The 10,544-nt window shown below is 44.3% G+C and carries 11 protein-coding genes; 3 read left to right on the top strand and 8 right to left on the bottom strand.

Translation table 11 applies throughout. From position 1 onward, the window contains the following. Positions 1 to 227 (top strand): hypothetical protein (locus tag RIB93_RS15815; protein WP_446373695.1); only part of this gene is annotated, 227 nt, incomplete at its 5' end. Positions 228 to 465: 238 nt separating this feature from the next. Here RIB93_RS15815 and RIB93_RS15810 read toward each other — a convergent pair. From RIB93_RS15810 to RIB93_RS15800, 3 genes are all read right to left on the bottom strand, one after another. After that, a complete protein-coding gene (locus RIB93_RS15810; protein WP_446373694.1) occupies positions 466 to 1,380 on the bottom strand; it encodes a hypothetical protein in 915 nt (304 codons plus the stop codon). Positions 1,381 to 1,607: 227 nt separating this feature from the next. Then, complete coding sequence (locus tag RIB93_RS15805) at positions 1,608 to 2,222, bottom strand: glutathione S-transferase family protein (RefSeq protein WP_446373693.1); 615 nt, start codon at positions 2,220 to 2,222, stop codon at positions 1,608 to 1,610. Between the two features lie 191 nt (positions 2,223 to 2,413). Then, a complete protein-coding gene (locus tag RIB93_RS15800; RefSeq protein ID WP_446373692.1) occupies positions 2,414 to 2,704 on the bottom strand; it encodes a hypothetical protein in 291 nt (96 codons plus the stop codon). Between the two features lie 165 nt (positions 2,705 to 2,869). Here RIB93_RS15800 and dcm point away from each other — a divergent pair, with 165 nt between their 5' ends. After that, the gene (gene dcm, locus RIB93_RS15795; protein WP_446373691.1) at positions 2,870 to 4,282 is read left to right on the top strand and encodes a DNA (cytosine-5-)-methyltransferase; all 1,413 of its coding nucleotides are present in this window, start codon (positions 2,870 to 2,872) and stop codon (positions 4,280 to 4,282) included. Here the strand turns inward: dcm and RIB93_RS15790 are convergent. From RIB93_RS15790 to RIB93_RS15775, 4 genes are all read right to left on the bottom strand, one after another. Next, positions 4,279 to 5,148 carry a helix-turn-helix domain-containing protein gene (locus RIB93_RS15790; RefSeq protein WP_446373690.1) on the bottom strand — a complete coding sequence of 290 codons (870 nt, stop codon included), beginning with the start codon at positions 5,146 to 5,148 and terminating at the stop codon, positions 4,279 to 4,281. The two genes, dcm and RIB93_RS15790, sit on opposite strands and share 4 nt — an antisense overlap. Before the next feature lie 190 nt (positions 5,149 to 5,338). Continuing rightward, positions 5,339 to 6,049 carry a tRNA1(Val) (adenine(37)-N6)-methyltransferase gene (locus RIB93_RS15785; RefSeq protein WP_446373689.1) on the bottom strand — a complete coding sequence of 237 codons (711 nt, stop codon included), beginning with the start codon at positions 6,047 to 6,049 and terminating at the stop codon, positions 5,339 to 5,341. 221 nt (positions 6,050 to 6,270) lie between these two features. Beyond that, complete coding sequence (locus tag RIB93_RS15780; protein WP_446373688.1) at positions 6,271 to 7,479, bottom strand: U32 family peptidase; 1,209 nt, start codon at positions 7,477 to 7,479, stop codon at positions 6,271 to 6,273. 84 nt (positions 7,480 to 7,563) lie between these two features. Continuing rightward, positions 7,564 to 8,787, bottom strand: coding sequence for a U32 family peptidase (locus RIB93_RS15775; protein WP_446373687.1), 1,224 nt, complete (start codon positions 8,785 to 8,787; stop codon positions 7,564 to 7,566). 367 nt (positions 8,788 to 9,154) lie between these two features. Between RIB93_RS15775 and RIB93_RS15770 the strand changes: the two genes are divergently transcribed. After that, entirely contained in the window at positions 9,155 to 9,493 is a 339-nt protein-coding gene (locus tag RIB93_RS15770; protein ID WP_006104141.1) for a DUF3307 domain-containing protein, read from the top strand. A gap of 493 nt (positions 9,494 to 9,986) precedes the next feature. On the opposite strand, the gene RIB93_RS15765 is transcribed toward RIB93_RS15770, so the two are convergent. Further along, positions 9,987 to 10,544, bottom strand: a 558-nt coding sequence (locus tag RIB93_RS15765; RefSeq protein ID WP_446373686.1) for an RNA-guided endonuclease InsQ/TnpB family protein, incomplete at its 5' end; no start/stop codon positions are given.

The raw sequence follows: 10,544 nt of genomic DNA, 5'->3' as shown, positions 1-10,544 counted from the left end.
GGGCGGGTTTAGGGACAATCGTAGGGGCGGGTTTAGGGACAATCGTAGGGGCGGGTTTAGGGACAATCGTAGGGGCGGGTTTAGGGACAATCGTAGGGGCGGGTTTAGGGACAATCGTAGGGGCGGGTTTAGGGACTCAATTCAGATATTCACCAATAACGGAACAACAAAACCCGCCCTTTCACACCAATAACGGAACAACAAAACCCGCCCTTTCACACCAATAACGGAACAACAAAACCCGCCCTTTCACACCAATAACGGAACAACAAAACCCGCCCTCCCCACCAATAATGGAATAACAAAACTTGATAGACAGTCTAGGACGGTACGAGATAGCATAGCATTCTGTAAATTGTTGTGTAAATTACAGGTGAAGGTTCAGCCCGACTCCTTTCAGGTGGATCGCAATCATAAGCTGTATTTTCTCCACCCCGTCCGAAAGCACCTATCTCAAAGCCTTATTTAGCAAAAACCTGAAAATAGAACCCCAGAAATACGATCATGAATTGATTTCCATTCATTCGCTAAAGCTGTTTCTCCACTGCGGATTTCACGCCCATTTAACTCAGGATGACGAGCATAGAAAACCGCATCAGCTAATTTATCACGAACACTTACATTGTTCACGCTAGCTTGATCCTGGTCAGAACTTGCAGAGCCACAGTTACTTTCAATCCACCCCACCCAATTCTTTACAACCCCGCGCAGGGCATTCCATTCTCGAACATAAAGTTCTTGAGACGGATCAATACTCCTCCCTTTCATGTCTGGATAAACCGCATAAAAGAAGGTATCTGTCCAATCATCGACCTCCTCTTTGCGTGACGATGATGACGATGATGTCGAAACTTCTGTTAACTCTGTACCATCCCAGACGTAATAACTGGTTTCCATCCAATCAGGTCTTTTTCCCGGAGTATTTTCGGGCGGATTAACCACGAGTAGCCGACTATCCAACTTATACTTCACACCCGCTTCAGCCACAATACCTGGCGTATAAACCGAGCCAGTTTCAGCGTCGATAATGGCAACAGATTGACAGCTTGTGCCACATCCCCAAGTCACCACCGTATATTTTCCGGCAAAATTGGGTCCGGTTTGTGCGCCCTCTCGTAAAACAGTGCGGAATCTTCTAGCATCAGGGTCACTGCTTAAGTCAACGGGTGCAGGATTACCCGATAAAGATTCGGTTTCTGGATAATCATTGAAGTCTGGAGGAGATGCCTGCTTGGTGTGGCTTACTTGTGATGCAATTGTTTCCCTATTCGTGTCGAGGGTGTTAGCTTGCTGGGAGAAAGATTCATTGGCAGACAGTGGGGAAGAGCTAAAACCAAGTGCTAATGTTAGAGTAAGTCCTGAAATTATACGGGTTTTCATGTTATTATTCATTGCTTTTTGCTTTTAGCCTCACCTAAAGGGTAAACAGAGGCTGCCACCTGTTTCATCCCTCTAAACTGTGTCATCTGGAAACTTTAGTAGGCGTTGGTTACGTCATAACCCGAAGCCTAGCTATCACGCTTTTGACTGTTCCCCTAGAAAAAAATCACTCATTAACCTCTTCCTTGTTATTATCCTTCATTCAGGCAGGAAAAACGGTGAGTACATTAACTTTTTTGAGGAACCGTGGACTGAACCGAGTCGCGTTCGTGTAACTTATTGAACCACTCTCTTAAGTGAATATATTTTAATTGCCAATCTTCATCCAGGCGCAAACTGTAGTAGCCTAGGGAACATAAGCCAGCTACATCGGCGGCTGTCCAGGTTTCATTCCCCAACAAGTAGTTAGACTTAGCTAATTGTTGGTCAAAAACTGGCAAAAGGCGATTAATTGACGCTTCCAATCTTGTCCGATAACCAGGAAAAGTGAAATTATTTTTCAAATTTAGTATCCATGAATTGATGATAGTATCACCTAAATAATCCGCGAGTTCTTCCCATTTACGACACTCAAGCCTTGTCCGAGGATCACTGGGGTAAAACCTCGGCTGTGGATAGGTTTCGTCTAGATACTCCGCAATTAATGTAGAATCCCAAATCACCGTGCCATCTTCATCGACAAACACAGGGACTTTACCAATAGGAGAAAGATTGATAAATTCCGGGGGCTTATCAAGCAGATTGATTTCTCTTAGTTCGCACTCTATATTTTTCTCAGCTAACAGAATTCGGATTTTTCGAGAAAAGTGGGATTGTTGATGATAATACAATATTCTATTCATTAGATATCTCCCGACATTCCGGTTGGTAATCAAACAACCATCTAAACTGCGAGTCAGCTAACCAAGTTGGGGTAAGTTTGTAGATCCAATTTCGCAGCAATGCGTAACTCCTGTTGGTGGGCAATGCCCACCCTACGGTATATCATGGGTTTCGGCGACCCCAAAATGCACGCTTTTCAGCGCCATTCAGCTTAATAGGGCATTTCTGTCTCTTCCACATCTGCTGGAGCGTCTGTCAATCCCATGCGGTTAAGGGCGATGACAACCCCCACAGATACCAATCCTCCTAAAAGTAAACCCATAATCAGAAGAATAATATAGATGCGCTTCAGAGATTTTTTTGTCGCTTTTATATGCTCTGGCGATAGATTAGGGTCAAGGCTTTCCTGTTCAGTGTCTGGAGATGTCTCATCTGCCCCATCTCGTTGGGGATGGGGAAAGCCGTCATGCTCGAATTCTGGGGGGTTTTGATTATTCCACATATCTCTAGTTTGGTTATGATTGGCATAATTCTCATCAGCCTAAAGTTAGACTGATTCTCGGTAAAGAGTTTCGCGATCCAAAATTGGGAAGCAATGACTTGATTTAAGTGATGACTCTATGTATTATCACTATAGTTTCAGTTCGTATGTTCTAGTTGGGTTGACATGGCGTTAGATATCCGATCAGCAAGACAGCTTCGCCGAATGCGACAACGTGATTTAGCTGCTGCTGCGGGAATTTCAGTAAATGAGCTGATGAAGCTCGAACGGGGGCTGACAGTTCCGCCGAAAAAGCTACTTGATCGGATATCGGATTGTCTTAATATGGATGTCAATCAACTAACAGTTGGTCAGAATGAACTCCTGAAAAATCCTTTAACAGGAGAAGGTTACCTCACGGCTCGCCCCGAACGCTCAACAAGAATTCCGCGTCGAAAAGCTCCTGACTCGACAAAAAAACCCGTTTTCGATTTGTTTTGTGGAGTTGGGGGATTTTCGTTTGGGTTGGAAATGCATGAAGCTTTTCAGGTGGTTGCTGGTATCGATATTCTAAGCGATCGCCTACGAACCTTCTCGCGCAACCATGATACGGCAAATGCTTATGGGGAGGATATTCATGCTATTTCTACCGATATATTAGAGAGTGAAAACCCTCGTCCATTCGTCATCGTCGGTGGCGCTCCATGTCAGGGATTCTCATCTATCCGTCCTTTCCGGAACATTGAACGAAACGATTTGAGAAACAACCTGGCAGAAGAATTCTGTCGTATCGTTCATGATCTACAGCCAGAATGGATAGTTTTTGAGAATGTGATTGGCTTGTTCACCTATAATAAAGGACTGACTTTACGAGCCATTTTAGGTGCATTTGAAGAGGTAGGATATCGAACAAGCTTTAAAGTGCTAAATGCTGCTTATTACGGGTTGCCCCAGTGTCGTGAGCGTCTAATTATTGTCGGCAGTCGCAAAGGTAAACCATTTAAATGGACTCAGCCTACCCATTGGTGCGAACACCGCAGTATGGCTGGACAGCAAAAATTTGTCCTTAAGCCCCTAGGAAAACTATTTGCTCAAGATCTCCAGCCTGCTGTTACCGTTAATCAAGCAATTCACGATCTTCCACCCGTTGAAGCTGGAGAAAAAAACACCGTCTATCGAGATGATATTGAGTCTACACCCTACGAAATCCTTATTCGGAATAAAGCGCAGCAATTAACAATGCACGAAGCCACTGCACATTCTCGGCGAATGCTAGAAATAATTCGCCAAGCAGGAGCTAATATTTATGCCTTACCCGAAGGAACAGTTACTAGCGGCTTCAGTTCTTGCTATAGCCGATTAAATGGAGATGAACCTAGTGTGACGTTGACTGTAAATTTTACTCATCCAGGCTCTAACCGTTGTATTCATCCTCACCAGCACCGTGCTTTAACCCCGCGTGAAGGTGCGCGTTTGCAAGGCTTTTTTGATACCTTTGAATTCATCGGCACACGATCCCAGATTGTCAAGCAAATTGGAAATGCTGTACCTCCCTTGCTTGGACGTGTCATCGCACAAGCTATCTTGGAAAGTGATTAATCTCCCTCAAAAAGCTGCTGGTAACTTCGATAAGCTTTACCTCTGGGTGAGAAAGGAACACGCTCTAAATCACAGTACACCACTTGCAAGATTTCCATACCGATAGCATTTACCACAGCAGTTTTCCCAGAATCACCTTTTGTATTGCTGAGGTTGAAATGTTCCAGGAGAAGATAACCACAGCGTATTTCCCAAATATAGGGCTTCACACCACGCTGTTCCTTTTCGATTCGTAGAGAACCATCGGGTTGACAAAGTACATAGCGACAGGTCAGATAATGCCCTTCTTTAGCCAAATGTCCTTTGGGCTTGTTAGTTTCAAGAGCCATTTTCAACTCAAGATTAGGTACTTGGGGAGAAATGCCTGTTGTCAAGAGGTCAGGATATTTGTGAGGTCTATTGCGTCTGAGCAAGCCATTCGAGTGTTTAGCTATAGCTGAGGCAAAAATATTACCAATCATGGAAGATAAGTTGGCTAACTCGACCGTCTGACTCAACAAAAAGACGTTGGCTTTCTCAAGCGTTGTATCTATTTGGTCAAGCAATGCGTAAGTATCCCGAATCGCCTCCCGTAGAATTTCATGACTTAAGCCAATACCTGCCAAAATACCTACATTCACAAAGCCATTTGCCGCAGGTTCGCGCATTACCCCGCCCCTTTGTTCAAACTGGAGCAAGTCAGCAGGTGACACATTAAGAGCTTGAGCGATTTTCTGGATGTTAATTAGACTGATGTTCCGTTCGCCTCGTTCAACACCACCGATATAGGTTCTGTCCAGTCCTGCTGCAAGTGCTAGGGCTTCTTGCGAAAGACCATGGGCTTGCCGAAGAACACGCACACGTTCTCCAAAGAGTGTTAAAATCACCTCGTCTTGGTTAGCCTATATTGACATTTAATGAAGCATTAAACCTTGGCAGATGACTATAAGTCCACGGACTATAAGTATCTTATTTTAATGCTAAGCTTTCTCATTAACTAGATTGACTTCCAGATCATTCGGGCTTATGCCTATGGTTAGAAAAATTAACTCGTCATTCCAACTCTAGATATTTCCGTTAATATTTCAGGTAAAAGTCTTTAATCAAGCTAATAAATTCAGGGGTATAAACCCGTCGGGTGGCTTCTATCGCGAGAACCTTTTCCTGAGAGGATAACTGATGTTTCCCAAATTCCAGTACAATCCGTTTAGCTGGACTAGCTAAAGTTGGTTTAACCGAGAGTTTTCTGTGGCAAAATAAACCAAATGATTCGGCTTTTTCTTGGAAGAGTTGGGCTGCCTCAGTGGGATAAATTACAGCTAGCCTACCATTCTCGCACAAAAGCTGTTCCACCACTTGTAACAGATCAATTTGTCGCAAAGAATCACTATGTCGGGCTACGGTTCTCGCCTTTTGTGAAGCTTTACAGGCATTTTCAAAAAAGGGAGGATTAGACACAATCAGATTGTACCGCTTTGAGCAAGTCGTGGCATAATCTTGCACAGAACTCAGGTACACCTGAATGCGATCGCGCCATGGTGATTTCGCCACATTCTCCCGCGCCTGAATGCCAGCCTCTGCGTCAATTTCCACGGCGTCGATGTGTGCCTGCGATCGCTGTGCCAACATCAGCGCCACTAAACCCGTCCCTGTGCCAATATCCAGAATGCTTTGTACACCTGTGATATCCGTCCATGCCCCTAACAGTGTACCATCTGTTCCCACCTTCATTGCACAGCGATCGTGAAATACGGTGAATTGTTTGAAGCGAAAGTAGGGATTAGACATTCTCAGTCGTTGATTATGAATAGCTGACATCTTAACCTACTAATTTAGTATAAATTAGTATCTTTTTAGTAAATATGACCCAGATGAAGTACACCCTAACGTAGGGGCGCAAGGCTTGCGCCCTTATCAAGGTATCGCACTCTATAAGGGCGAGTTTAGTTAAGTTATCGGTTGGTGGCAAACTGTTATCTGTCAAACCCGCCCCTACATGTCTCAATTAATCAAGACATTTTACCCAGCAGCAGAGAACCCGGAACAGCTTTTTTGATCCAATTAGTCACTAAAATTTGTTCCGGTTCAAACCTATCAACCGATTCGCCGTTCACGGTACGAAAAATAACGTCTTGGGGAACAATTTCTTCACCCGTTGGTAAAACCATACCTTGAATCTGGGAAATCTCGAAGGAACGCCAGGTGTAAAAAACCACATATTTGCCACTTTCTCCAGCCATAACTTCCGCTAGACAGGCATCATTCCGGTATTCAGATAGTTTTGATTTCATCCGGGGAAACAAGGCGGTAGTACGATTCGCTTTGAAAAAAGGAGCGCGTGTTTCTCGGAACCAAGTTTCCCGTATTTTTGCCGGATTTTCTAACACCAGGCGACAAATTTGATCAATATCAATAGCAACATTATCCTCCTGACTTAGATGGCGTAAGTCTAATCGCACTGTATGTAAACCCGCCTCACGTAAGCCATCTAACTGATCCAGGATAAACTGATCTTTGTCTAAAAACATAAACGTTCCATGAGCAGTTTCTAATGTCGGAAAATGGCGATTAGGGTTATCCGCAAAAGCCGCCGTCGCTTCTAGGTAGAGAGGGGAGTCGGGGTTGAATCGGTATAGCGAATCGATGTCTTCTGTTGCTTCTATATTCTGGCGTTCCAGCAACGGGTTGATCAAGAGCGATCGCGGCGAGTAAAATAATAGAATGGGTCCCACACCTAGCAATTCACAGGGAACGGGTAAGGTTTGGCAATATTCAATTAGCTTTTCTTCCGGTAGTTCAATTGATAAGACTAACCGTTCCAACGACTCCGAAAGAATCTCGCACCATCCCTGCAACGCCTCCAGATTGTGATTCCCTGTCTCAACAATTAACTGGATGGGTATCTGAGGAAAATGGGTTTTGAGCCAATAGGCTGCACCCGGATCACACACCCGAATTGCACCAAAAAGACTGAGTTGCCAATCCTTTAGCTGATCACAAAGGGTTCTCATTACCCGTTCTGGCATTAATACATCCCAGACGAGTACCGGGCGTAGTTTTTTTTGCCACGCTTGTTTGGCTAAATTATGTACCTTCGCCTTTGATAATTGTCCCTGTCGCGCTAAGACTATTGGTTCCAATAATACCTCATGCAGATGGGGAGCATTAACACAGCGTTCTAAATCTTCAATTGATGAAAGGAAGCTATTAAATTGCATTTTTATTCGTCATTCGTCATTTGTCATTCGTCATTTGTCATTCGTAACCCCTATGGCAATCCTGCCAAATTAATTACCACATTGTTAACTAGCAACGGTTACAGGGGAATGGGTGAATCGAACGACATTTAATTTGGTGATATTGTGCGATCGCATGGAGTCATCCGGTTTAGGTAAGCGCACAATACTATCTTTTCGCATCGACTTTAACCGTTCACCTGTCATAGAAAAAAGCTGATTAACTTGCCAGCATATCGGTTCTCCTTGAAACGGGATAATTTCAATTTCATCACCGACGGCTAAGGGTTCAAGTAACCGTAAAATAATCTCTTGGGGCGTCGTATCCATAACCATGCCTAAATAAGCGTGAGTTCCTGTATTAATTCCCGATAACTGTCCAAAGACTGAATCTTTATCGGCTGGTGTTTCTAAGGAACCGGAAAAATAGTCTCGGTTAGGAATCGATTGCAGTTCGGCTGAGGCTTGGCTGAGTAGCTGTTCATCTAATCTCCCAGCGGCATAAGCATCAATTAATTGGCGATAAACCTTACAGGTTAGGGCAACATAGAATGAGGATTTCATCCGTCCTTCTATTTTTATTGAGCAAATATTATGGTTGAAGAACTCACCAATCTGATAAATTCCCCATAAATCTCTGGACGACATGAAGCTGACTAAATCATCACCTTGCTTGTCCTGACTTTCTAAGTGATAGGGTAATCGACAGGATTGGATACATCCGCCCCGATTAGAATCGCGACCTGCGGTAAAATTAGAAATTGTGCAATGACCCGAATACGCCATACACATCGCACCGTGGGTAAACATCTCCACGTCAATACCGGATTCTTCTCCAATTAAACCCGCTTCCGTAATACTGAGTTCTCGACCAACAATTAAGCGCTTAACTCCCATCTCTTTCCACAAACGGGCGCTATAGGAATTGAGACAAGAGGCTTGAGTCGAGAGGTGAATCGGTAGAGTTGAACTCCTTTTAATAACTCGGATAACTCCTAAATCAGAGACAATCACCCCATCAACGCCAATAGATTCCAGAAACTGACAATAGTCGGGGAGTCCCTCAAAGTCTGCATCGTGGAGAAAAGCGTTCAGCGTGACATAAATTTTGGCATCATGGTGATGAGCAAATGCTACACCGTGGGCTAACTCAGAGTCAGTAAAATTATCCGCACGCGCCCGCAATCCATAATTTTGTCCCCCTAGATACACCGCATCTGCACCATAAGCAATGGCGACTTTTAACCGTTCCAGATTCTTCGCTGGGGCGAGGAGTTCAGGTTTAAACATGTCTAGGTTTCAGGATAAGCGGGAACAGCCTTAATTTAACATTTGTGGCGCGATCGCATCCAGATAACTAAGTAGGTGGACACAATTAAAGTTAACGGTTGAGATTAGGGAACAGGGAACAGGGAACAGGGAACAGGGAACAGTAAGGGTTTGAGGACGATTTACTTGCACTGGCTCCGGAGCGTGCCGTTTTCTTTTGTCTGCCTTTGGCTATCGCTTTCCTACCACCTCCGTAGAAACCCGGAGGCTGGAGTTGAACGGCGGCAAATCTCAGTATTTTTCCTGTAGTTTTCACGGCAACGCCACTGTCATCATAAAGTAACATCTACGACGACTAACCCGCCTGTCTTGGAGAACGCCATCAGCCATGATTGATTTCGGTTTGCAATTTATCGCCCATCGCACGGGAGACTTTTTACTGCAAAATTCTTTTTTGGCATTACGGAAGAAGAAGGATTGGCAAGTGGCTGTTTTACATGGATTAGTCTACACGTTGCCATTCTGTCTGTTAACCAACAAGTTAGAATCCCTGATTATTATTTGTGGCACTCATATTATTATTGATTTTTTCAATATATCCAGTTTGTGGGTTCGTACTTACAATTGGGACTGGAAAACTGAGGTTCCCCAGGTTCCGTTGTGGGTAATGGTGGAAGTCGATCAAACCTTACATTACGCGATTAATTATTTTGCCTTACTCCTTTGAAGTCTGTTTGTTGTCTGAAACCATTTGCCATCTGTTATCTGCCTTGTCCCACTCATAAAGGGGGTAGTCAACCTAGATTAGGTATGAGATATGAGGCAGGATATAAGCTGTCATGCATTTAAATTGGGTATTAGTAGCGAGCAGGATGCTCAATGTAGTGAGCAAGATGCAAAGCCTGCGGCATGGCTTCGCTAAACGCACTACGGCAAGGATTTCACCATTATTGACATTAAGGTTTAAATGCCGAACAGCTTACCGATGATCAATGACAATCTTGTTGAAAGCTTTACAATGGATCAGCTCAACTTGTTACTATCTTTACAGATTTTCTCCTATAACAGAAGTAACAGGCAAGTGGACTCAAGGGTAATGGGAACGCCCCTCTGCACCGCTGGGCTTGTACCCAGCGAGCTGGGTCAAAAGCATCTAGTAAGCAAATTCCAGTAGAGTTGACATTCTCCCCGCCTTACTTCGTTGAAGGCGGGGATTCTCATCATTGCTGACGAGATTTCCTGGTTCCACGAGCCACCTTACTTTTTGGAGTTTCCTCCTCTAAGGAGCGGGTCATCTCATCCCCATGCGTAACTTTCCGAGTGCCCCTCGGTAGTTGAGCTAGTCCTTGCAGCGCTTTCATTAAGATATTAATGGCAGCATTTACGTCTCGGTCGTCAACGTACCCACAGTGGTAACATTTGTGAGTACGGGTAGATAAAGCTTTCTTAACTTCTTGTCCACAATTGGAACAGTTCTGAGAAGTGTAATGAGGTGCAACGGCAATCACCGGCACATCAAATACCTTTCCGAAATACTCCAACCACTGCCTAAACAATGTCCAACTAGCATCCGATATTGACTTAGCTAGATGATGGTTTTTGACCATGTTCCGCGCTTTTAGGTCTTCGATGGCTACCAAGTCTGCCGTCTGGACAAGCGCCCTCGCGGTTTTGACCGCAAAGTCTTTACGCCGCCTCGAAACCTTGAGATGCGTTCTACCTAACTGCTTGACGGCTTTGAGACGATTCTTGGAACCCTTGGTTCTACGAGATACACG

The sequence above is a fragment of the Coleofasciculus sp. D1-CHI-01 genome, from assembly GCF_040218875.1.
Taxonomy (GTDB): Bacteria; Cyanobacteriota; Cyanobacteriia; order Cyanobacteriales; family Coleofasciculaceae; genus Coleofasciculus.
The sequence above is the reverse complement of the archived record's forward strand: the minus strand, read 5'-3'. Positions and strand labels throughout refer to the sequence as shown.

Bases quoted from the DNA above. Each gene is read 5' to 3' on its own strand.
- dcm (WP_446373691.1), top strand. From the start codon at position 2,870: ATGGCGTTAGATATCCGATCAGCAAGACAGCTTCGCCGAATGCGACAA.
- RIB93_RS15800 (WP_446373692.1), bottom strand. From the start codon at position 2,704: ATGTGGAATAATCAAAACCCCCCAGAATTCGAGCATGACGGCTTTCCC.
- RIB93_RS15810 (WP_446373694.1), bottom strand. From the start codon at position 1,380: ATGAAAACCCGTATAATTTCAGGACTTACTCTAACATTAGCACTTGGT.
- RIB93_RS15785 (WP_446373689.1), bottom strand. From the start codon at position 6,049: ATGTCTAATCCCTACTTTCGCTTCAAACAATTCACCGTATTTCACGAT.
- RIB93_RS15805 (WP_446373693.1), bottom strand. From the start codon at position 2,222: ATGAATAGAATATTGTATTATCATCAACAATCCCACTTTTCTCGAAAA.
- RIB93_RS15770 (WP_006104141.1), top strand. From the start codon at position 9,155: ATGATTGATTTCGGTTTGCAATTTATCGCCCATCGCACGGGAGACTTT.
- RIB93_RS15775 (WP_446373687.1), bottom strand. From the start codon at position 8,787: ATGTTTAAACCTGAACTCCTCGCCCCAGCGAAGAATCTGGAACGGTTA.
- RIB93_RS15780 (WP_446373688.1), bottom strand. From the start codon at position 7,479: ATGCAATTTAATAGCTTCCTTTCATCAATTGAAGATTTAGAACGCTGT.